General features: G+C 68.1%; 20 protein-coding genes. 7 read left to right on the forward strand and 13 right to left on the reverse strand.

Features of this window, described 5'->3' with window-relative positions; translation table 11 throughout:
• Positions 1-3 precede the first annotated feature (3 nt).
• Entirely contained in the window at positions 4-639 is a 636-nt protein-coding gene (locus XcuCFBP2542_RS11855; protein WP_104603766.1) for a hypothetical protein, read from the forward strand.
• Between the two features lie 166 nt (positions 640-805).
• On the opposite strand, the gene XcuCFBP2542_RS11860 is transcribed toward XcuCFBP2542_RS11855, so the two are convergent.
• Positions 806-1,582: an SDR family oxidoreductase gene (locus XcuCFBP2542_RS11860; protein WP_104603767.1), complete on the reverse strand. Its 777-nt coding sequence runs from the start codon at positions 1,580-1,582 to the stop codon at positions 806-808.
• Positions 1,583-1,688: 106 nt separating this feature from the next.
• On the opposite strand from XcuCFBP2542_RS11860, the gene XcuCFBP2542_RS11865 reads away from it, so the two are divergent.
• Positions 1,689-1,904 carry a hypothetical protein gene (locus XcuCFBP2542_RS11865; RefSeq protein ID WP_104603768.1) on the forward strand — a complete coding sequence of 72 codons (216 nt, stop codon included), beginning with the start codon at positions 1,689-1,691 and terminating at the stop codon, positions 1,902-1,904.
• Between the two features lie 198 nt (positions 1,905-2,102).
• Here the strand turns inward: XcuCFBP2542_RS11865 and sppA are convergent, their stop codons facing one another.
• From sppA to XcuCFBP2542_RS11885, 4 genes are all read right to left on the reverse strand, one after another.
• Positions 2,103-4,004 carry a signal peptide peptidase SppA gene (gene sppA, locus XcuCFBP2542_RS11870; protein WP_104603769.1) on the reverse strand — a complete coding sequence of 634 codons (1,902 nt, stop codon included), beginning with the start codon at positions 4,002-4,004 and terminating at the stop codon, positions 2,103-2,105.
• Positions 4,005-4,088: 84 nt separating this feature from the next.
• Entirely contained in the window at positions 4,089-5,465 is a 1,377-nt protein-coding gene (locus tag XcuCFBP2542_RS11875) for an MATE family efflux transporter (protein ID WP_104603770.1), read from the reverse strand.
• Between the two features lie 269 nt (positions 5,466-5,734).
• Positions 5,735-6,325, reverse strand: a complete 591-nt coding sequence (locus XcuCFBP2542_RS11880; RefSeq protein WP_104603771.1) for a DUF3106 domain-containing protein — start codon at positions 6,323-6,325, stop codon at positions 5,735-5,737.
• Entirely contained in the window at positions 6,312-7,343 is a 1,032-nt protein-coding gene (locus XcuCFBP2542_RS11885; protein ID WP_104603772.1) for a hypothetical protein, read from the reverse strand. The genes XcuCFBP2542_RS11880 and XcuCFBP2542_RS11885 overlap by 14 nt, the downstream gene beginning before the upstream one ends.
• Positions 7,344-7,802: 459 nt before the next feature.
• Between XcuCFBP2542_RS11885 and XcuCFBP2542_RS11890 the strand changes: the two genes are divergently transcribed.
• On the forward strand, positions 7,803-10,025 hold the full coding sequence (locus tag XcuCFBP2542_RS11890) for a primosomal protein N' (protein WP_104603773.1): 2,223 nt from the start codon (positions 7,803-7,805) through the stop codon (positions 10,023-10,025).
• A gap of 217 nt (positions 10,026-10,242) precedes the next feature.
• Here the strand turns inward: XcuCFBP2542_RS11890 and XcuCFBP2542_RS11895 are convergent, their stop codons facing one another.
• Positions 10,243-11,049, reverse strand: coding sequence for an NYN domain-containing protein (locus XcuCFBP2542_RS11895; RefSeq protein WP_104603774.1), 807 nt, complete (start codon positions 11,047-11,049; stop codon positions 10,243-10,245).
• Complete coding sequence (locus XcuCFBP2542_RS11900) at positions 11,046-11,573, reverse strand: hypothetical protein (protein WP_104603810.1); 528 nt, start codon at positions 11,571-11,573, stop codon at positions 11,046-11,048. The genes XcuCFBP2542_RS11895 and XcuCFBP2542_RS11900 overlap by 4 nt, the downstream gene beginning before the upstream one ends.
• 120 nt (positions 11,574-11,693) lie before the next feature.
• On the opposite strand from XcuCFBP2542_RS11900, the gene XcuCFBP2542_RS11905 reads away from it, so the two are divergent.
• Both XcuCFBP2542_RS11905 and XcuCFBP2542_RS11910 read left to right on the forward strand, forming a co-directional pair.
• Positions 11,694-12,986: an NAD(P)/FAD-dependent oxidoreductase gene (locus tag XcuCFBP2542_RS11905; protein ID WP_104603775.1), complete on the forward strand. Its 1,293-nt coding sequence runs from the start codon at positions 11,694-11,696 to the stop codon at positions 12,984-12,986.
• 52 nt (positions 12,987-13,038) lie between these two features.
• Positions 13,039-13,653 carry a trimeric intracellular cation channel family protein gene (locus XcuCFBP2542_RS11910; protein WP_104603776.1) on the forward strand — a complete coding sequence of 205 codons (615 nt, stop codon included), beginning with the start codon at positions 13,039-13,041 and terminating at the stop codon, positions 13,651-13,653.
• Between the two features lie 114 nt (positions 13,654-13,767).
• Here XcuCFBP2542_RS11910 and rpoH read toward each other — a convergent pair whose 3' ends face one another.
• The 6 genes from rpoH to rhlB form a co-directional block, all read right to left on the reverse strand.
• Positions 13,768-14,643: an RNA polymerase sigma factor RpoH gene (gene rpoH / locus XcuCFBP2542_RS11915; protein WP_104603777.1), complete on the reverse strand. Its 876-nt coding sequence runs from the start codon at positions 14,641-14,643 to the stop codon at positions 13,768-13,770.
• 198 nt (positions 14,644-14,841) lie between these two features.
• Complete coding sequence (gene ung / locus XcuCFBP2542_RS11920) at positions 14,842-15,567, reverse strand: uracil-DNA glycosylase (RefSeq protein WP_104603778.1); 726 nt, start codon at positions 15,565-15,567, stop codon at positions 14,842-14,844.
• Positions 15,564-16,406, reverse strand: a complete 843-nt coding sequence (locus XcuCFBP2542_RS11925; protein WP_167526965.1) for a response regulator — start codon at positions 16,404-16,406, stop codon at positions 15,564-15,566. Before XcuCFBP2542_RS11925 ends, ung begins: the two co-directional genes overlap by 4 nt.
• An 8-nt stretch (positions 16,407-16,414) precedes the next feature.
• On the reverse strand, positions 16,415-17,365 hold the full coding sequence (gene ftsX, locus XcuCFBP2542_RS11930; protein ID WP_104603779.1) for a permease-like cell division protein FtsX: 951 nt from the start codon (positions 17,363-17,365) through the stop codon (positions 16,415-16,417).
• The gene (gene ftsE / locus XcuCFBP2542_RS11935; protein ID WP_104603780.1) at positions 17,362-18,048 is read right to left on the reverse strand and encodes a cell division ATP-binding protein FtsE; all 687 of its coding nucleotides are present in this window, start codon (positions 18,046-18,048) and stop codon (positions 17,362-17,364) included. Before ftsE ends, ftsX begins: the two co-directional genes overlap by 4 nt.
• Positions 18,049-18,123: 75 nt before the next feature.
• Positions 18,124-19,833, reverse strand: coding sequence for an ATP-dependent RNA helicase RhlB (rhlB, locus tag XcuCFBP2542_RS11940; RefSeq protein ID WP_104603781.1), 1,710 nt, complete (start codon positions 19,831-19,833; stop codon positions 18,124-18,126).
• Positions 19,834-20,030: 197 nt separating this feature from the next.
• Between rhlB and trxA the strand changes: the two genes are divergently transcribed.
• Entirely contained in the window at positions 20,031-20,372 is a 342-nt protein-coding gene (gene trxA, locus XcuCFBP2542_RS11945) for a thioredoxin TrxA (protein WP_104603782.1), read from the forward strand.
• 218 nt (positions 20,373-20,590) lie between these two features.
• A complete protein-coding gene (gene rho, locus XcuCFBP2542_RS11950) occupies positions 20,591-22,438 on the forward strand; it encodes a transcription termination factor Rho (protein WP_104603783.1) in 1,848 nt (615 codons plus the stop codon).
• The last annotated feature ends 67 nt before the right edge of the window (positions 22,439-22,505 follow it).

Here is a 22,505-nt window from a genome sequence, read left to right on the forward strand (position 1 = left end):
TGCATGCGCCTGGCCGTTTTACTGCTGCTGGCCTGGGTGTCGGGTAGCGATGCCCAGCCGGTGGCCATCTATCGCTGCACCGACCCCGCTGGCGCGCTCACGGTGCAGAACATGCCGTGCCCGAAGGGCATGCAGCAGCAGAAAAAACTGATGACCGCACCGGCGGCGGTGCCATTCACGCCGGGCGGCGCGCCTGCACCGGCTGTGACGCGTCCCGCACCGGTGTCGCCCACCCCGCCGGCCGCTCCCGCGTCAACAGCGGCCACGGCGCCGCCACCGGCCCTGTCTCCCACCTCGACGTTGCCCCCGCCGCCATTGTTCGAATGCACCGCACACGACAATGGCCGCTACTTCACCGAAGACCGCGAACCGGCCACGCGCTGCCTGCCGATGCAGACCACCAACCTGGCTGGCGGCCCGGCCACCGGTGGTGGCAGTGCCTGCGAAGTGGTCACCGACCGTTGCGCCCCGGTGCCGGACCAGCGCCTGTGCGAGGCCTGGCGCGCACGTGCCGAGCAAGCCGAATCGACCTGGCGCTTTTCCGACGAGGCGCAATCGGCCGAGCGCAAACAGCGCTACGACCAGATGCGGCGCGTGCTGGACGAAAGCCGCTGCGCCACCCCCGCCGCCACGCCGTAAGTACCCGGCCCGATCACGGGCGGCGCTGCGTCGCTGCAACGACCCTTGCACGGAATGTGGCGACAGCGCTCGCAGTGACGCCTCAGCAAGCGAATGCGCCAGCACGATGCTGCGCGCTCGCCTGCTGTTGCGCTGACGCGCACCTCGCGGGACCGTGTCGTCGCACTCAGAACCCGTACCGCAGGAAGCCACCATCCACCGCGATGCATTCGCCGGTGATGTAGCTGGCGGCCGGCAGGCACAGGAAACCGACTGCCGCGGCAACTTCCTCCGGCTCGCCGATGCGGCGCATCGGCGTGCGTTCGATCACCTGTTCGTAGTAGTCCGGATCCGACAACGGCCCGGAGGTGCGCCGCGTACGGATGTACCACGGCGCCACCGCGTTGACGCGGATGCCGTCCTGCGCCCATTCCACTGCCAGGTTGCGCGTCATCTGCTGCAACGCGGCCTTGGTCATGCCATACGGTGTGCCGCTGCGTACATGGGTGATGCCCGAGACGCTGCCGACATTGACGATCGCCGAGGCCGCGTGCCGGGTCAGCAGCGGATGTGCGTAACGCGAGAGTTCGAAGGCGGAAAACACGTTGGTTTCGAAGATGCCGCGCCACTGGTCCTCGGTGTAGTCGATCGCCGCTCGGGTGATGTTGCCGCCAGCGTTGTTGATGAGCAGGTGCAGGCCATCGGCGTGGTCTTCCACCCAGTCCAGGATCGCGCGACGCTCTTCGTCGTCGGAGACATCGGCCGCCAGGCCGTGCAACTCGCGCTGCGGAAACTCGTCGGCCAGTTCGTCGCGCGCCTGCGCCAATGCATCGGCGTCGCGTGCCACCATCAACAGGTCCGCACCGAAGCCGAGCAGTTCGCGGGCGATGGCCAGGCCAATACCGGCACTGGCGCCGGTGATGAGCGCGGTCTGTCCATCCAGCCGCCAGCGGTGCGTAGTCATGGGGGGTGATCCTCTTTCAAGACGCAGAAATCGGCCGCAGCAATGCGTTGACGCACCGCTGCGGCAGCGGCGTTAGGATACCGTCACACCGCGCGAGGTCACGACGATGAAATTGCCCTGGATGCTTGCCGCCGTTGTGGCGCTGCTGTTGGCCGCCTGCCAGCGCCCGCAACCCGCCCCCACCGAGCAGAAACCCGAGCCGCAGGCGACCGCGTTGCGCGACCGCATCCAGCAACCCCTGAACACCGCGCATGCGGTGCAGGCGGCCACCGATCAGGCCGCGGAAGATCAACGCAAGGCCATCGATGCCGCCGCGCAATAAGCCCGCCCCGCTCCTGTAGGAGCGCCCCCGGGCGCGACAGGACAGCGTGCACTCCAAGGCACCGCACTGGATGCACATCCCACGCGCGCCGCCTGCGCGCTGCGCCCATTGCGCAACACCGCCGCCCCGCTCCACAACAACGACAACGCCGGCACGGGGCCGGCGTCATCGCGTGATGCAGCAGCAGAACCTGCCGGGTCAGAACCCGCAGAAACAGTACGCCAGCGCCTTGACCGGGGTACCGCCGGCCTTGCTGTCGTGCACCGCGTCCTCGACGAAACGTAGCTGTGTGTCCACTTCCGGCAACGAGCGCGCCAGCAACGCGCGGGCCATGCCCGAGTCGCCCAGCATCCACGCCCCCATGCGGCTGCCGGCAAAGCCGCTCATGAACTGCGAGAACGGGGTGGCCGGCTTTTCGACGTAGCGTACGCGGAACTTGCCCTTGCCCAGCTTGGCGCGGTTGGCCGCATCGGCCAGCGCTTCGGACATGCCGCCGAAGGCATCCACCAGACCATGCTGCTTGGCCTGCGCACCGCTCCACACGCGACCGCGCGCCACCTTGTCGATGGCCTCCACCGACTGGTGCCGTGCCTGCGCCACCTTGCCGGTGAAGTCGGCATAGCCCTTGTTGATGATCGCCTGGATCACCTGGCCGGCGGCCGGGTCCAGCGGGCGCGAGATGTCGAAGGCGCCCGCAAAACGGGTGGTGCCCACGCCATCGGTGTGCACGCCGATCTTGTCCAGCGCGCGGGTCAGGTTCGGCACCATGCCGAAGATGCCGATCGAGCCGCTGATGGTCGATGGGTCGGCGTAGATGCGATCGGCGTTCATGCTGATCCAATAGCCACCGGAGGCCGCCAGGTCGCCCATCGACACCACCACCGGCTTGCCGGCCTGCTTGAGCGCGACCACCTCGCGGCGGATCTGCTCGGAGGCAAACACCTCGCCACCGGGCGAATCCACCCGCAGCACCACCGCCTTGACCTCGTCGTCGTCGTGCGCCTGGCGCAGCAACGCGGCGGTGGACTCGCCACCGATGCGGCCGGCCGGCTGCTCGCCGCCGGTGATCTCGCCGGCGGCCACCACCACGGCCACCTGCGGGCGACTGTCCATCGGCGAGCGCTGGGCCTGCAGCAGGCCCAGGTAATCATCGAAGCCGATATTGCGGAAGCCGCTGTCGGCATCGCTGTCGGCCACGCCACGCTTGGTCAGCAAGGCATCGACTTCGCTACGCGTCTTGAGCCCGTCGACCAACTTCTGCTGCAGCGCGAAGCGGGCCAGGTCGCCGCCGGCCGCCACCACGCCCTCGGGCAAGGTATCGATACCGGCGGTCAGCTGCGCGGGGCTGAGCTTGCGCGCGGTGCCCACGTCGGCCAGATAGCGCTGCCACACATCGTTCATCCAGAACAGGTCCGCTTCCTTGGCATCGGCCGAGGCCGCGTCGAGGATGTAGGGTTCGGCTGCGGACTTGTATTCGCCCACGCGGAACAGGTGCACGTCCACGCCCAGCTTGTCCTGCAGGCCCTCGCGGAAGTACTGGCGGTAGCGACCAAGCCCTTCCAGCATCACGCTGCCCATCGGATCCAGGTAGACCTCGTTGGCCTGCGCAGCCAGCAGGTACTGGCTCTGGCTCATGCTTTCGCTGAAGGCCACGACCTGCTTGCCGGAGGCGCGCAGCGTCTGCAATGCAGAAGCCACTTCGCGCTGCGAGGCGAAACCGGCCGGCTGCAGCTTGTCCAGGTTCAACATCACCCGCTCGATCTTGCGGTCCTTGCCCGCCGCCTCGATCACCCGTAGCAAGTCGCGCAGCTGCACTTCTCCGGCGCTCTTGTCGCCCACCGCCTTGGCCAGCGACCGGCTCACCGGGTCGGCGCTGAACTGCTCGACCAGGGTGCCCTCCGGATTGATGACCAGCGTGGTGCGCTCGGCCAGCGGCTTGGTGCCGTCGCCGCGCGCGATGGCCACCACCAACAACAGCAGCAACAGGAACAGAAAGCCGAAGAACACCAGGTTGAAGATCAGGCGCCGGGTGAAATTCATCACGTCCCACAGGCCGACGAAGAAGCTGGCGATGGGATTGCGACGCACGGGGTGGTTCATGGAAAACTCCGTCGAAAAGACGCTGCGGATCGAGATTGACGTCCAGCATACCGGCTGCGCGGCGCGCGCGGCATGCGCTGAAAGTCAGGGTGCCAGGCCGGCAGTCAGCCGTCGGCTGCTATGCCGGAATCGCAGGCCCATCAGGATCGACGCCACGGTCAGCCCCAGGATCAGCCCGATCCACATGCCGCGCGGCCCCCAGCCCAGGCCCAGGCCAAGCCCGGCGCCAACCGGCATGCCCACCCCCCAATACGAGAACGTGGCCAGGAACATAGGCACCTGGGTGTCCTTGAGCCCGCGCAGCGCGCCGGCCGACAGTACCTGGATGCCATCGGGGAACTGGAAGGTGGCAGCGAACAGCAGCAGCGCCGAGGCCAACGTCGCCACCGCCACATCCTCGGTATACACGCCCACGATGGCGTCGTGCCCGAGCAACAGCGTCGCAGCCGACAGCGCCTGCGTTCCCAGCACGATCGCATAACCGGCCCAGGCGGCACGCCGCACGCCCAGCGGGTCGCCGCGGCCGACCGCGTGGCCCACGCGCACGGTGGTGGCCTCGGCCACACCCATCGGCACCATGAAGCACAGCTGCGCGACGTTGATGGCGATCTGGTGCGCGGCCGCCTCGGTCGAGCCCAGCCGGCCGATCAGCAGCGCGGTGACGATGAACAGCCCGCCTTCCATCAACACGGTGATGCCGATCGGAAGGCCCGTGCGCAGCAGATCGCCGATCGCCCGCCAGCGCGGCCCTTCCAGGTGAGTGAACAGTTCCAAATGGGTGAACCGGCGCGCGCGCCACAGATACAGCGCAAACACGCTGGCCTGCACCCACATGGTGATGGCCGAGGCCATGCCCAGCCCTTCGGCCCCGTGCTCGGCAAAGCCGAACCGGCCGTAGGTGAGCGCGTACCCCAGCGGCGCCAGCACCAGCAGGCCGCCGAACCCCAGCAGCATGGTCGGCAGTGTCCAGTGCATGCCTTCGCACAGATACCGCATGCAGAAGTAGAACGTCAGCGCCGGCACCCCCCAGCGCACCGCGTGCAGGAAGTCGGTGGCACCGGGCACGATGTCCGGCGCGATGCCGAAGGTGGGCAGCAATGGCGGCACCACGCTCAGGAACGCGAACATCAGCGCGCTCAGCACCAGCGACAGCCACAGCGCCTGGCGGAACAACGGCCCAATCTCGCGCTCGCGCCCGGCGCCCAGCAGTTGCGAGACCGAGGCGGTCAACGAAATCAGGGTGCCGATCGGCACCAGCATCGGCAGCCACAGCAGCGAGGTGCCGATGGTCACTGCCGCCAGCGTGGCGGTGCCGTGGTGGCCGGCGATGACGTTATCGACGAAGCCGATCAAGCCGGTGGAGACGTGACCGAGCACCAAGGGCAAGGCCAGCAGGCCGGTGGTGCGCACTTCCGAGGCGAAGCGTGGCGTCGCGGGAGTAGACGCGGGGGAGACTGACATGGGCAACCGATCGCTGCGCGGACTACGGCCGTGCCGGGAGGCGCTGGCACCGGGTCGCACGGGGCCGCCATCTTACGCGGACCGCCACGCCGGGGGGCGCGGCTGTCGGCCGCGGTGACGGGCGCGGCCGTATGCCGATGTGGGGCTATCTGCCTGGCGCCTGGCAGTCCTCTCCCACCAGCCGGCGCTAGCGGCCACTGCGCGGGCCTGATGTGGCAGGCGATGGCGCGACCGCCGCCCGGCCTGGCCGGTGACCTGGCGGCAGGCGATCAGCGCGCCAGCTGGCGCTTCAGCCAGGCGCTGCGCGTGGCCGGCGGCTGCGCCAGCAGGTCTGCGCGCAGGCCATCGCGCTGCGTCGGCGGGGTGCGTTGCGCCAGCACCGCCAGCTGCGCCAGCTGACCGGCATCCAGGCGACGCAGCAGCGTCAGCAGGCGCTCGCGTTCGGACGCCGGCACATACCCCACCAGCGGCTGCAGCTGCGGATAGAACGCTCCCAGCTGCGAGCCCAGGCGCCAGCCGTCGCGATACAGGCGATCCATGGCGGTGAACTGGGTGCGCAGGGCGCGTTGCTGGTCCTCGGGCAGGCCATGCAGACGCTCGCGTGCCTGCCGCAGCACCACCCGGTCGGTGGCGGTGAGACCGTTCCACGCCGCATAGCGGGCACGCAGCTCAGCCTGCTGGGCCGGCGTCAACGCGGCCCAGCGCGCGCGTTGCTGGGCGGCGCTGGGGATGGTCGGCGTCGCCGCGCCGGGCGAAGGCGCCGTGGCGCCACCTTCATCCAGCGCCGCCGGCAGGGCCTGGGCCGAGGCGCTGCCGAGCGCGGCGTACAGCAGCAGCCCGGTCCACTTAGTTCGCATCATCGACGGTCTCCAACGGCGCGGACGGCTGTTCGGCGGCGGTGGCATGCGCGCCGGATTCGTCTGTCGGAACCGGGTGCCCGGCCGCATACCAGGCATAGAAATCGGCCGAACGGGCCAGCTCCAGGTCCGGATCGGCCAGCATCGCCTGGTCGCGTGAATCCAGCGCGGGGGCGGTGGCCGGCTCCGGCAGGTCGGCCGCGGGCAATTCTTCCACCAACACCGGGGCGGCATCGGTCACATGCAGCACGCCGGCGGGCGCCTGCGACACCGGCTCCGGCGGCAAGGCCGGCCGGCGATGCGTCCACCACCAGGCCAGCACCGCCAACAGCAGTGCCAGCGCCAGGACGCCCAGCACGATGCCGGCCTGGCGGCGATCGACCCGAGGCCATTGCCATTGCCGGGTGCTGCGCACGCGGGCGGGACGCTGGCGCGCCGGGGCCGGCGACGGCGCTGCCGGGGCGGCCGGCTGCAGCGGCATGCCGGCCAGCGCCGCATCGCGCAGCTGGCTCAACCGGCTGAGCTGGGATGGGCTGAGGTCGCGCAATTCCTGTTGCGCCGCCTCGGCCAGCACCCGCCACGCCTGGGCATCCGGGTTGCCGGCCGCATCGCGCGGACAGGCGCGGGCCAGCGCCTGGCGATAGTCCGCCACGGCCACCCCCTGTACCTGGCTGGCGGCGTCCTCCTCCAGCCCGGCCACGATCCGCAGCAGCAGCGCCAGCCGGTCGGAAGTCTGCAGCCGACCCACTGCCGTGAAGGGCGGCAACCAGGTGCCCGGCATGGGGTCGCGGCGCAGCGGTGGAGCGGCCGCCAGCAGGCTCCAGAAGCGCGTTGGCCAACCCGCCATCGGCCGCCCGGCGGCCTGGCTGCCGAAGGCGCGCAACGCCGCTGCCAGGGCGCGCTCGGCCGCCGCCACGTCACCGCACTGCAACTGTGCCAGCACCAGACCCCGGCGTTCGACACCGCGCAGGAACGCAGACAGCGCAGCGGGAGTCGCGGGGGTATCGGGAACAACGGTCATGGGAACTCCAGCATCGGCCGGCATGATACCGACGCAGATCCTTGACGCGACGGCTTGACAGATCGCACCACTGTTGCTCCGCTCGCGACCGCTGCCTGCGCAGGTTGTGCACAGCAGGCGCGATGCCGATACGCGGCCGTCTGTCAACTCCGGGTTTTTCTTTATTGCATTCGTGTTTCACGCCTAACATACTGATTTTATTTATCTTTATCCATGTGGCTAAAAAATGTCCAAGAGGTTGGGAAGGCCTGTGATGCCGCCTTCACGGCGTGGAGCATGCGACTAATTCACAGCCTTATCCACAGGCGGTGTGGATAAACCTGTTTTCTCAGTCCTCGTATAGGTTTACGTCGTGTTTATTACCCAGGTCACAGAAATGCGTCGCAACGCATCACGCCGGACTCACGCGCAGGAATCGTGTCCGTCGGTGGTGGCCGGCGGGGTCGGTAGACTGCGTGGATGCCTTCGACCGTCCCTACCTTGCGCATCGCCCTGCCGGTGCCATTGCCGCAGTTATTCGATTACCTGCCCCCCGCTGCTGCTCCGCTGACCGACCCGGCAAGGATCGGCTGCCGGGTGCGGGTGCCGTTCGGCCCGCGCGAGCTGGTCGGGGTGGTCGTGGAGATCGGCCAGCTGCCGTCGGCCGAGGGGCTGCGCCTGGCGCTGGACTGGTGCGACGAGGCGCCGCTGCTGGTGGAGGAACTGGCCCGCTCGCTGCAATGGCTGGCCCGTTACACCCATGCGCCGCTCGGCGAGGCCCAGGCCAGCGCCCTGCCTGGCCCGCTGCGTCGCGGCGAACCGCTGGCCGATACCCACGCCTGGGCCTGGCAGCTCACCGAAGCCGGGCACACCGGGGCGAGCAGCCTGCGTGCCGGCAGCCGGCCAGCCTTGCTGGCAACCCTGCTGCAAGCCGGCGCGGTGAGCGAAGACCAGTTGGAACCGCTGCTGCCGCAGTGGCGTCAGGCCGCGCGCAGCCTGGCCAAGCGTGGCCACGCCGAACGCGTAGCAGTCGCAGCCGACACCCTCCCGCCCCGTCCCGGTCACGGCCCGGCGCTCAACGACGAGCAACAGGCCGCCGCTGCGGCGATCCGCGCGCGCAGCGGCTTTGCCACCTATCTGCTCGATGGCGTCACCGGCAGCGGCAAGACCGAGGTCTATCTGCAGGCGATCGCCGACTGCCTGGCCGCCGGCCGCCAGGCGCTGGTGCTGGTGCCGGAGATCGGCCTGACCCCGCAGACGCTGGGCCGCTTCCGCGCGCGCCTGGGCGTGCCGGTGCATGCACTGCACTCGGGCCTGTCCGATGGCGAGCGCGCCCGCGTCTGGGCCGCGGCCTGGCGCGGCGAAGCCCAGCTGATCGTCGGCACCCGCTCGGCGGTGTTCACCCCGCTGCCCAAGGCCGGGCTGATCGTGATCGACGAGGAGCACGACGGCAGCTACAAGCAACAGGATGGCATCCGCTATCACGCCCGCGACTTCGCCTTGGTGCGTGGCAAGGCACTGGACGTGCCGGTGATCCTGGGCAGCGCCACGCCCTCGCTGGAAAGCCTGCACAACGCCTACGCCGGCCGCTACCAGCACCTGCGCCTGTCGCGCCGTGCCGGCGAAGCACGCCCGCCGCGCGTGCGCGTGCTGGATGTGCGCAAGCGCCCGCTCAAGGACGGGCTCTCGCCGGAGGTGCTGGCCGGCATCGGCGCCACCCTGGCGCGTGGCGAGCAGGTGCTGGTGTTCAAGAACCGCCGCGGCTACGCCCCGGTGCTGCTATGCCACGACTGCGGCTGGACCGCCGCCTGCCACCGCTGCAGCACGCCGCTGCACCAGACCCCGATGACCGTGCATGCCGGCGGCCGCCGCCTGCAATGCCATCACTGCGGCGCGCGCCAGCCCGCACCGCTGGCCTGTCCGGCCTGCGCCAGCCTGGCGCTGCAACCGCAGGGCATCGGCACCGAACGCCTGGAAGAACGCCTCAGCGAGGCCTTCCCGGACGTGCCGGTGGTGCGCATCGACCGCAGCACCACCCAACGCCGCGACGCCCTGGAAACCCAACTCGCCCGGCTCGGCAACGCGGCCGGCATCCTGGTCGGCACCCAGATCCTGGCCAAGGGACACGACCTGCCACGGCTGACCATGGTGGTGGTGGTGGGCATCGACGAGGGCCTGTTCTCTGCAGACTTCCGCGCGGCCGAAAAACTCTCCCAGCAGCTGATCCAGGTGGCAGGGCGCGCCGGGCGCGCCGAACGCCCGGGCGAGGTGTGGCTGCAAACGCACCATCCCGATCATCCCCTGCTGCAGACCCTGGTCAACGGCGGCTATCACGCCTTTGCCGATGCCGAACTGCAGCAACGCGAGGCCGCCGGCTTTCCGCCGTTCGCCCACCTGGCACTGTTCCGCGCCGAGGCCAAGGACGTGGCGGCAGCCAACCAGTTCCTGCAGGCGGTGCGCGGGCTGACTGTAGACGCGGCCTCCACGCCATCACCCGCGTTGACGGCCGTGGAATGCTATGGCCCGATGCCTGCACCGATGCCGCGCCGCGCCGGATTCCAGCGCACCCAACTGTTGCTCTCCGCCCAGCAGCGCCCGGCGCTGCACCGCCTGCTCGATGCCCAATTGCCGGCAATCTACGCGCTACCGCAGGCACGCCGCGTGCGCTGGTCGCTGGATGTGGATCCGATCGATTTGTATTAGCTGGATAAACAGTCTCGTCGTAGGAGCGCGCCTGAGCGCGACGGGCTTGGTGCGCGAGGCGCAACGCGTCCTCACACTGGTGGTACTTGACGCATAGTCGTAGGAGCGCGCCTGAGCGCGATGAGGCGTTATCGGTAACGCCTCATTGCGCTCAGGCGCGCTCCTACGACACACGTGATCTTCGACGGTGCGGTCATGCGCATTGCAGGGGTGGTTTTCATTTGCCTGGAGCAGGCTTGGCGGGTGCACGCACGGTTGGCTTGCTCTCCGATGCGACAGGTGGTGCGGTCTTCGCGCCTTTAGGCGTGTCGCGCACCCACAGTGCCTGCTCGTCCTGCTTGATCTCGAACACGCCGATCGCACGCACCAGATCGCTGAGCTTGCGGTAACCGTAATTGCGCGGGTCGAACGAGGCCTGGTTGGCCACCTGCTTGCCCACCGCGCTCAGCAACGCCCAGCCATCGTCTTCGCAGGCGCTGACGATGGCGTTGCGCAGCATCTGCACCAGCCGCGTGTCGCCGCGCAGCGCGGTGGCATCCTTGCGCCCGGCGGCAGTGTCGCTGGCTGCGGCGGCCTGTTCGCCCAGGGCTTCCACGTAGGTGAATTTGGAGCAGGCATTGACGAACGGTGCCGGTGTCTTTTTCTCGCCAAAGCCATAGACCTTCATGCCATCGGTCAGCAGGCGCATCACCAACGGGGTGAAGTCTGCATCGCTGGAGACGATGGCAAAGCCATCCAGATTGCGCGCGTACAACAGGTCCATCGCATCGATCACCATGGCCATGTCCGAGGCGTTCTTGCCGGAACTGTAGGCAAATTGCTGGATCGGCCGGATTGCATAATCGTGCAGCGCCGCTTCCCAGCCCTTCAGGTGCGGGCTCTTCCAGTTGCCATAGGCGCGGCGCACATTGGCCACGCCGTAGCGCGCCACTTCCGCCAGCACCACGTCGATCTTGCCGGCGGGCGCGTTGTCGGCGTCGATCAGCAGGGCGATCCGCTTGTCGGGATGATCGGTCATGCTCAATGCTCCATTGCAGTGTCGGTGGCGCTACCAATTGCCGATTCCGGTTCTGCGTCGGTCTCGAACGTCGTCGCTGCAGCCGGCAAGGTGTACTCGGTGCCATCGCGCAGTGTCAGCACGCCATCGCTCAGGATCTCCCGATCGGCGCCGGCAGTGACCCAGGTCGCCTTGACGCGGCCGGCGCCGCGGTCGCCTTCCACGTCGAACACGAACTCTTCCCCGCTTGAGGTCATTCCCGTGCGCAGCAGATCCAGCCGCATGCTGCGGATCTGACCAATATGTTCCTGCACCAGCGCATCGTCCTGCATGGCGCTGCGCGCCTGGTCGGCCAACAGCGACCAACCCATATTGACCAGCCACAGGGCCGCAGCCAGCACCACCACCCCGAACACGCTGGCGCAGGCCAGGATGCCGATCAGGCCAATGGCCACGCCGCTGCGCTTCTGCTCGGCGGCCGGGGCACGCGGTGCTGCGGTGTGCGCTGGCGCCGTTGGCAGCGGGGGCAAGGGCGGTGGGAGCGAGGACATGCAAAGACCGTTGAAGGTGGATGCCACAGGATGCTGCAGGCGCGCCGTGCCCCAGGCGTCATGTTCATTGGCACCTTGGCATGCTGTAAAGCCCGCGTCGCGTTCCATCGGACTTCTACGATGACCTCTTCCCCCTCCTCCGCTCCGCTGCATCTGGTCGTGGTAGGTGGTGGTTTTGCCGGTTTGTGGGCGACCCGCGCGCTCGACGATCCCGGCATCCGCATCACCCTGATCGATCGCCAGAATCACCACCTGTTCCAGCCGCTGCTGTACCAGGTGGCCACCGCCGGCCTGTCGGCGCCGGACATCGCCGCACCCTTGCGACACATCCTGCGCGCGCAGCGCAATGTCGAAGTACTGCTCGGCGATGTGGCCGACATCGCACCTGGCCGCCGCGAGGTGGTGCTGGCCGACGGCAAGACGGTCGGTTACGACCTGCTGCTGCTCGCCACCGGCGCCACCCATGCCTACTTCGGCAACGACCAGTGGGCCGAGCACGCACCCGGGTTGAAGACGCTACACGACGCGCTGGTCCTGCGCCGCAAGCTCCTGCTGGCCTTCGAGCGTGCCGAAGCCGAGACCGACCCTGCCGCACGCGCCGCCTGGCTGAGCTTTGCGGTGGTCGGCGGCGGCCCCACCGGCGTGGAACTGGCCGGCACGCTGGCCGAGATCGCCCGCCACACGCTCAAGAACGAATTCCGCCACATCGACCCGCGCCAGGCACGCGTCCGCCTGGTCGAAGCCGGCCCGCGCGTATTGCCGTCGTTCCCGGAAGATTTGACCGACAAGGCACGCAAGCAGCTGGAGCGGCTGGGCGTGGAAGTACACACCGGCACCCCGGTGACGCAGATCGATGCGCTGGGCTACCAGCTCGGCCAGACCTTCGTGCCCGCGCGCACGGTGGTGTGGGCCGCCGGCGTGGCGGCCTCGCCGCTGGCGCGCACGCTGGGCGTGCCGCTGGACCGCGCCGGCCGGGTGCTGGTGGACCCGGACCTGAGCGTGCCCGGCCACCCGCAGATCTTCGTCGGCGGCGATCTGGCCTCGGTGCAGCAGAACGGCCGGCCGGTCCCGGGCGTGGCGCCAGCGGCCAAGCAGATGGGCAAGCACATCGCCAAGGCGATCCGTGCGCGTCAGCGCGGCCAGCCCGCGCCGGCTTTCCGGTACCAGGACTACGGCAACCTGGCCACCATCGGCCGCATGGCGGCCATCGTGCACGTGGGCAAGCTCAAGTTGTCCGGCATCGTGGCGTGGTGGTTCTGGCTGGCCGCGCATGTCTATTTCCTCATCGGCTTCCGCAACCGTTTCGTGGTGCTGGTGAACTGGGCGATGGCGTACTGGAGCTACCAGCGCGCCGCGCGCATCATCTTCGGCGGCGCCAGCGACGACCCGCCACCCAGCAGCAAGGACGGATGACAGCGGCGCGTGCGGTACGCGATGCTGTGCGGCCCGATTCGATGGCCTGACCGTGGCGACTGCCTTGTTTCTGCTGGATCTGCTCGGCACCTTCGTGTTCGCCTTGAGTGGTGCGACGGTGGCGGTGCGCAATCGCCTGGACCTGTTCGGCGTGCTGGTGCTCTCGTGCGCGGCGGCGGTTTCCGGCGGCATCGTGCGCGATGTGCTGATCGGCGCTACCCCACCGGCCGCGTTGGTGCAGCCGCACTACCTGCTCACTGCCTGCCTGGCCGGCGTGGCCGGTTTCTACTGGCATGCGGCAGTGGAGCGGCTGCGCAACCCGGTGCAACTCTTCGATGCGGCGGGGCTGGCGCTGTTCGCGGTGTACGGCACCAGCAAGGCGCTGGACTATCACCTCAGCCCGCTCAGCGCGACCTTGCTGGGCATGCTCAGCGGCATCGGCGGTGGCATCGCGCGCGACCTGCTGGTGGCACGCACACCGGTAGTGTTACAGGCCGAACTGTATGCCGTGGCGGCGCTCGCCGGTGGCGGCCTGGTGGCGATCGGGCATGTGCTGGACGTACCGCAGGCCTGGTCGCTGGCCATCGGCGCCGGGGTCTGTTTCGGCCTGCGTTTCATGGCCATCCGCTATGGCTGGCATCTGCCGGTGGCGCGCTTGCCGGAGTGAGGTGCCGGCCAGCGCTTCGGGGCCAGGCGCCGCCCTCGCGCGCAATGCGCCGCAACGCAAAACGGCCCGGATCGCCCGGGCCGTTTGTGCAGGGGTTACCGCCTATCGACTGGATCAGGCGACGAACAGCGCCTTCATCTTCTTCAGCGCATTCGCCTCGATCTGGCGGATGCGCTCGGCCGACACACCGTACTCATCGGCCAGTTCCTGCAGCGTCACCTTGGACTCCGCATCCAGCCAGCGACGCTTGACGATATCGCGCGAACGCGTGTCCAGGCCGGCCATGCCTTCGCGAAGCAACTGCAGCTGGTTGTCTTCGCTGTCGTGCCGCTCGTAGGCCTGCGAGGGATCTTCCTCGTTGGCCACCAGGTAGCTCACCGGCGACGGCGGACCATGGTCGTCGTCCTCGTCCGAGGAGGCATCGAACCCGATATCCCGGCCGGACAGGCGCGACTCCATCTCCATCACTTCACGCTCGGAGACGTTCAGGTCCTTGGCGACCGCGGTCACTTCGGAGGCATTGAGCCAGCCCAGGCGGGTCTTGGACTTGCGCAGGTTGAAGAACAGCTTGCGCTGCGCCTTGGTCGTGGCGACCTTGACGATGCGCCAGTTCTTCAGGATGAACTCGTGCATTTCCGCACGGATCCAATGCACCGCGAAGCTGACCAGGCGCACGCCCATGTCCGGATCGAAGCGCTTGACCGCCTTCATCAGGCCGATATTGCCTTCCTGGATCAGGTCGCCCAGCGGCAGGCCGTAGCCGTTGTAGCCGCGGGCCACATGCACCACGAAGCGCAGGTGGGAATGGACCAGTTCGCGCGCGGCGTCCAGATCCAGCTCGTCGCGAAAGCGGCGGGCCAGAGTCTGCTCCTCATCGACCGACAGCACCGGGATCTGGTGCACGGCACCGATGTAGGCGTCCAGCGAACCGAGCGCACTGGGAATCGGGAGATTGTTTGCCACGAGGGCAGTGGAAGTCGTCTGGTTCATAGGCACCATCTTAGCAGTCGAACTATTGGACTGCCGGGTATAGAAAGAGTTCCCAGCGTTCCATTCATAGGACATTCGGGCTTGAGATCCCCACGGCGTTCCACCGTAGAACTCCCCGATTTCAAGGCCTACGCTACCACCGCCGCCCTGCGCAGACCGTGACAAAACGGCCGCCAATGCGCCCGGCGCTGGCGCCGTTCAGCCGGCGGCCGAGGTTGTGTCCAGCGCGTTGCGGGGCGGCAGCGACCAGTCGATCAGGCCCAGACCACGGCGCTGCAGATGCTCGTTGGTCCTGGAGAAATGCGTGCACCCCAGGAAACCGCGATGCGCCGACAGCGGCGAAGGATGCGGCGCCTTGAACACCCGGTGCCGGGCCTGGTCGATGACCTTGCCCTTGGACTGTGCATAGCTGCCCCACAGCAGGAACACCAGGCCCTCGCGCTCGCGGTTGAGGGTCTCCACCACATGGTCGGTGAAGCCTTCCCAGCCCTTGTTCTGGTGCGCGCCGGCACGGCCCTGCTCCACCGTCAGCACCGCGTTGAGCAGCAACACGCCCTGCCGCGCCCACGGCATCAGATAGCCATGATCGGGACGCGGGATGCCCAGATCGGCCTGGATTTCCTTGTAGATATTGAGCAACGACGGCGGCACCGGCACGCCCGGCAGCACCGAAAAGCACAGCCCATGCGCCTGGTCTTCGCCGTGATACGGGTCCTGCCCGAGGATCACCACCTTGACCTGATCGAACGGGGTGGCATCGAAGGCGGCGAAGATCTGCGGGCCGGGCGGAAATACCCGCGCGCCGGCCGCCTTGCGCTGACGCAGGAAAGCGGAGAGCTCCTGCATTTCCGGGCGCAGCAACCAATCGCCCACCTTTGCCTTCCACGACGGTTCCAGCTGGATGCGCCCTTCCACTTCGCTCATAGCGTGACAGCCTGATCCTCAAGACGGGCCAGCCGCAGCTGGAACAGCACCTTGGTCACCAGCAGGCGTTCTTCGATGGGCTTTTGCACCAGATCGTTGGCACCGGCACGCAGCAGCTCGGATTGGTTGCGCGGGTTGGTGTCGCCGGTCATCACCAGCACCGGCAGGCGGCGCTTGCCGTAGGCGAAGTCGATCCGGATGCGCTCGACCACATCGCGCCCGTTGAGCTCGCCCTTGAGGGTGACGTCGGTCAGCACCACGTCGATGCGGCGCTCGGTGCGGCCCAGCGATTCGGCGGTGAGCAGCGCGAACGCATCTTCGGCGGTGAGCACGTGCACCACTTTCAGGCTCTGCCGTTCGAGCATGCGCTTGGTCGCCTCGGCCACCACGCGGCTGTCCTCGATGTACAACACGGTGGCACCCACCACCGGCTCGGGCTGCACGTAGCCGCGGATGAAGGTGGCCAGCGCTTCGTGGCCCAACGCCTTGTCGAAATAGTCGGTGACGTATTCGGTGAAGCGGCGTTCGACCAGATGCTGTTGCGCATCGCCAGACACCACGATCACCGGCACATAGGCCTGGCCGGCCGCTTCGCGCACGCTGCGCGCCAGCGCCAGGCCATCGCCATCGGGCAGGGACAGCGAGGTGGTGACCAGATCCATGGCGCCGGCTTCCAGCGCATCGCGCGCGTCGGCGATGCTGGCGCAGCCGATCACCTGCACATTGGGCAGGTCGCGCTTGAGCACGTCGGCAATGAGCTTGCGCACCAGCTTCGAGCCATCGACGACCATCACGCGCGGTGCATCGCTGATGAGGTGCTTGAGATCTGGTGGGTGCATGGCAGGCCTCAGGTCTCGGTGGGACGGGTCTGGCGGAGGAAGTGGCCGGTGACCAGCCAGGCCCCCAGCCAACCCAGGACCAGGGTACCGACAAGCACCGTCACAGAATGCAGCAGATCCAGCCCGTGCAGCGTAAAGGAGCTGCCGTAGCTATCGGCCAACGTGGCCAGTGGCGCACGCAATGCCAGGCCCGATGCGGCGATCAAGGCGAGCGCGACCGCGCCAGCACCCAGGCCATACCACGCGCCCAGATACAGGAACGGGCGGCGGATGAAGCCGTCGCTGGCGCCGAGCAGCTGCAGCACGCCGATCTCTTCGCGCCGCGACTGGATGTCCAGCCGCACGGTGTTGCCAACCACCAGCACCGCGCCGATGCCGAGCAGCGCCGACAGCACCTGCACCAGGCGCTCGCCGAAGTGCAGCCAGCCATCCAGCCGCTTGCGCCACAGCGCATCGTGCTGCACCTGGTCGGCCTGCGGCAGCGCCTGCAAGGCGCCGGCCAGTTGCGCATCGTCGGTGGCGTCGGCCGGGGTCACGACCAGCAGCGTGGGCAGCGGGTTGTCGCCCAGCACGTCGATCGCCTCGTCCAGCTTGGCGCTCTCGCGCAGCTCGGCCAGCCCCTGCGCCGGCGTGCGCACGGTGACCTGTGCCACGTCCGGGCGCGCACGCAGCTGGCCGGCCAGCGCCTGCGCCGCATCGGCAGCCACATCCACCTTCAGGAACAGATTGATCTCGCGCGACTGCTGCACGCTGCCGGCCAGCAGCTTGACGTTGTCCAGCGCGATCGACAGCCCCAGCGGCAGTGCCAACGCCAAGGCCATCACCACGATGGTCAGCAAGGTGGCCCATGGCTTGCGCATCGCGCGGCCCAGGCTGAAGGCGATGCTGTGCAGATGGTGGTCGACCCAAACGCCAACGCGCGAGGGTGCCACCGCTTCGGTATTGGCAAGCTTGCTCATTCGGCCAGATCCTGCGGCGAGATGTCGTCGACCAGGCGACCGTGGTCCAGGATCAGCACACGCTTGCGCATCTGCTTGAGCAGCGCCAGGTCGTGGCTGACCACCAGCACGCTGGTGCCGCGGGCAGGCAGTTCGGCGAACAGCTGCATGATCTCCGCGGCCAGGGCCGGGTCGAGGTTGCCGGTGGGTTCGTCGGCCACCAGCAGGCGCGGCTCGCCGACGATGGCACGGGCGATGCCCACGCGTTGCTGTTCGCCGGCGGAGAGTTGCGATGGCAAGGCTTTCTCACGATGGGCCAGGCCGATGCGTTCCAGCGCCGAGCGCACGCGCTTGCCGATCTCGGCGCGGCGGGTGCCACGCAGGATCAGCGGCAGCGCCACGTTCTCGGCAATGCTGCGGTCGTTGAGCAGACGGTGGTCCTGATACACCGCACCCACCTGCCGGCGATGCAGCGGAATCTGCCGGCCACGCACCTTGAGCAGGTTGCGCTCGCCCAGCAGCACCGTGCCGTGGCTGGGCCGCTCGCTGAGGTGGATCAATTTGAGCAAGGTACTTTTGCCGGCGCCGGAGTGGCCGGTCACGAACAGCATCTCGCCATCGGCCACTTCGAAGCTGACCTCGGTCAGCGCCTGGTGGCCACCGGCGTAGTGCTTGCTGACGTTGTCGAAACGCAGAACGGTCATTCAGCGATTATGCCGGAGCGCCAGCGCTTGCGTCGCATCGCCGACCACCGGCGATGCGATTGCTTCGCCCGGACGTCAGTTGCCCGACACCAGCGAGCGCAGGCGGCGTCCGATCCGGCTCAGCAACGACGGGCTGCCGGCCGGCTTGGCTGCGGCACGCACCGGCTTGGCGACCACCTGGGTGGGCTTGCGCGGCGCGGCGGGTGCCGGCACGGGCGTGGATGCCACGACCGGCTCGCCCCCTTCGACCGGCCGGCCGTTGCGACGACGACGGCGCTTGCGCGGCGCGCGCTCGGCGTCGCTGACGATCGTCGAGGGTGCCTGTTCGGCCGCTGCCGCTACCACGGGTGCGGCGGCGGGCGTTGCAGCCGCCTCGCCTTCCACCCGCGGCTTGCGGCGCGGACGCGGCTTGCCATCGGCACTGCCGCCTTCACGACGACCGCCACCACTGCGCGAACCGCCACCGCCCGGACCGCTGCGACCGCCGCCACGGCGGGCTTCATCGGCCGCACGCTGTTCGCGTGCCTCGCGGAAGATGGTGCCCACGCTGTCGCCAGCGTCGGCGTCGGCGTCTTCGCCTTCCACCGGCGTGCGCGGCGCGCGCGGCAGCGGGGTCAGCAATTCGGAGGTCACCGGCTCGACCGGGATCTTCTGCTCGATGTAGGCCTCGATGTCCGGCAGGCTCATTGCGTAGCGCTCGCAGGCGAAGCTGATCGCATCGCCCTCCTCGCCCAGGCGCGCGGTGCGGCCGATGCGGTGCACGTAGTCTTCCGCATCGAACGGCAGGTCGTAGTTGTAGACGTACTTGACCCCGTCGATATGCAGGCCGCGCGCGGCCACGTCGGTGGCCACCAGGATCTCCAGCTGGCCCTTCTGGAAGCGGTTGAGCAGCGACTCGCGCTTTTTCTGCGGCACGTCGCCCGACAGCACGCCCACCCGGTAGCCATGACGCTCCAGGGTGCGCGCCACCCGCTCCACGAACGCCTTGGTGTTGACGAACACCATGGTGCGCGCGCCTTCGCTGCGCGAGAGCAGGCCCAGCAGCAGCGTCTGCTTCTCTTCGTCGGAGGGGAAGTAAATGCGCTGGCGCACCCGTGCGGCGGTGATGGTCTCGGTCTCCACCACCAGCTTTTCCGGCTCGTTCATGTGCTCGTAGGCCAGCTCCAGCACGCGGTGGCTGAGGGTGGCCGAGAACAGCAGGGTCTGGCGGGTGCCGCGCTCGGGCATGCGCCGTAGCAGGAAGCGGATGTCCTTGATGAAGCCCAGGTCGAACATGCGGTCGGCTTCGTCCAGCACGCAGATCTCGCAGGCGTGCAGCGAGACAACCTTGTGCTGCTTGACGTAGTCGATCAGCCGGCCCGGCGTGGCGATGATGACGTCCACGCCCTGTTGCAGCAGCTCGCGCTGCTTGTCGTAGTCCACCCCGCCGTAGACCAGCGCAAAGCGCAGCCCCAGCTCGGCGCCGAACTTGACCGCATCCTTGTGGATCTGGATGGCCAGCTCGCGGGTGGGCGCCAGGATCAGCGCGCGCGGGTCCTCCGGCTTGCGGTCGGCCAGCGCCGGGCGGCTCAGCAGGCGGTTCATCACCGCCACCAGGAACGCCAGCGTCTTGCCGGTGCCGGTCTGCGCCTGGCCGGCGACGTCACCGCCGGGCAGGGCCACCGGCAGGGTGAGCGCCTGGATCGGGGTACAGCGGGTGAACCCGGCGCTCTCCAGCCCGGCGACCAGCGCCGGATGCAGCTCGAACGAGGAAAAAGTCAAATCAGTCAGCGGTTTGTCGCTCATTATTCCGTCTTCATAAGGCGCCCTGGGCAGCCCGGGCGCGGCTTGCATCAATGCCGACAGCGTCGCAAACTGCGGCTCTTGTGGCGGACAGCGCGGCTTCAGAAGTGACTCTTGATTCAGTCGCGCAATGCCCCAGTTTAACGCAATGTGGCGGCCTGCCCGATCGGGTGGGCCGTTTGGTTTCCAGGAGACCCAACGTGAGCGACAAGGTTCAACATGTCGGCGATGCCGACTTCGAGACAGCGGTACTGCAATCGGGCGAACCGGTTCTGGTGGATTTCTGGGCCGAATGGTGCGGCCCGTGCAAGATGATTGCCCCGGTGCTGGACGATCTGGCCGACACCTACCAGGGCAGGCTCAAGGTTGCCAAGGTCAATGTAGACCAGAACCGCGCCCTGGCCATCAAATATCATGTGCGCTCCATTCCGATGCTGCTGCTGTTCAAGGATGGTCAGGTGCAGGCCACCCAGATCGGGGCGGTCGGCAAGGGCCAGTTGACCCAGATGATCGACAAGACCCTCGGCGGTGCCGTCGCCTGAGTGGCCGGGCGCCCGGCGTTGGGCGCCCGGCGCGGTTCGCCGGCGGTTAAATCCGGCCTGAGCCAGTGCTTGCGCGGTTGCGCGCAGCGGTGATAGTGTCAGTGGGTCCGGCACACGTTCGTGCGCCGCCGCACCCCTCTAGAAGCTCTTCTAGACTCCCATCTACCAATAGTTCGCCCCCTAGCTGGGCGCTCGCACCTTAGCGAGGAATCACGCACTTGTCCGATCATCCTTCCTCCGATACCGGGAGCAGCGTCGACGCTCCCGTCGAGAAGCGCGTGCGCAAGCCGCGCGCGAGCAAGACCGCCGTCGCCCACGACGATGCCGGCACGCAGCAACCCAACCTGCCCTTGCCCGCCAGCCCCGCACCCGACGCGCCCCGCGCCCCGCAAGCACCGTCGCGCGCTGCCGAATCGGCGCAGACGTCCGGCGATGGCGCAGCGACCAGCAGCAGTGCGCCCAGCACCCACCAGGGCGGCGAACAGGGCGAGCCCCGCGAGGGCGGCCAGTCGCAGCAGCAGCGCTTCAATCAGGCGCAGCAACAGCAGAACCAGAATCAGGCGCAAAGCCAGGGCCAGGGCCAGGGCCAGAACCAGGGCCAGAACCAGGGCCAGAACGGCGGCCAGCACCAGCAGGGCCAGGGCCAGAACCAGCAGGGCAATCGCCGCGACCGCTTCCGCAACCGCCGCGACCGCGGCCCGCGCGACCGTTTCGGCAATGACGGCGGTGGCATGCCGTCCTCCGACGGCAGCAACGAGCCGTTCGTGGCGCGCCCGCACCCGGCCGTGCCCGAGGGCTTCCCGGTCTATTCGCTGAGCGACCTCAAGCGCATGCCGGCGCAGAAGCTGCTGGATATCGCCGACCAGCTCAACATCCAGGAAGGCGTGGCCCGCGCGCGCAAGCAGGACGTGATCTTCGCCCTGCTGAAAGTGCTGACCCGTCATGGCGAAGGCGTGGCCGCCGACGGTGTGCTGGAAATCCTGCCCGACGGCTTCGGCTTCCTGCGCGCTGCAGAAGCCAGCTACCTGGCCGGCCCGGACGATACCTATATCTCGCCCAGCCAGATCCGCCGTTTCAACCTGCGTACCGGCGATCACCTGTCCGGCCGCATCCGCTTCCCCAAGGACGGCGAGCGCTATTTCGCGCTGTCGATCGTGGACACCATCAACGGTGAGCCGCTGGAAGCCAGCAAGAACAAGGTGCTGTTCGAGAACCTGACCCCGCTGTTCCCGCGTCGCCGCTTCCGGCTGGAACGTGGCGATGGGTCCACCGAGGACATCACCGGCCGCATCCTGGATCTGATGGCGCCGCAGGGCAAGGGTCAGCGTGCGCTGATCGTCTCCCCGCCCAAGGCCGGCAAGACGATGATGATGCAGCAGGTGGCCACGGCCATCACCACCAATCATCCCGAAGTGCACATGATCGTGCTGCTCATCGACGAGCGCCCGGAAGAAGTGACCGAAATGCAGCGCACCGTGCGCGGCGAGGTCATCTCCTCCACGTTCGACGAGCCGGCTGCGCGCCACGTGCAGGTGGCCGAGATGGTGATCGAGCGGGCCAAGCGCCTGGTCGAGCACAAGAAGGACGTGGTGATCCTGCTCGACTCCATCACCCGCCTGGCGCGCGCCTACAACAACGTGGTGCCCAGTTCCGGCAAGGTGCTCACCGGTGGTGTGGACGCCAACGCCCTGCATCGCCCGAAGCGTTTCTTCGGTGCGGCGCGTAACGTGGAAGAAGGCGGCTCGCTGACCATCATCGCCACGGCGCTGGTGGAAACCGGCAGCAAGATGGACGAGGTGATCTACGAAGAGTTCAAGGGCACCGGCAACAGCGAAGTGCATCTGAACCGTCGCATCACCGAAAAGCGCGTGTATCCGGCGATCGACATCAACCGTTCGGGCACCCGCCGCGAAGATCTGTTGATCGAGCCGGAGCTGCTGCAGAAGATCTGGATCCTGCGCAAGCTGCTGCACCCGATGGACGAGATCGCCGCGATGGAATTCCTGCTGGACAAGATGAAGACCACCAAGTCCAACGACGAGTTCTTCAGTTCGATGAAGCGCTGATTCGGTTCTGCGTCATCGTTGCAGGAAAGCCCCGCATCGCGGGGCTTTCTTATGTACGCAACTGCCG

Source organism: Xanthomonas cucurbitae (genome assembly GCF_002939885.1).
GTDB lineage: Bacteria > Pseudomonadota > Gammaproteobacteria > Xanthomonadales > Xanthomonadaceae > Xanthomonas > Xanthomonas cucurbitae.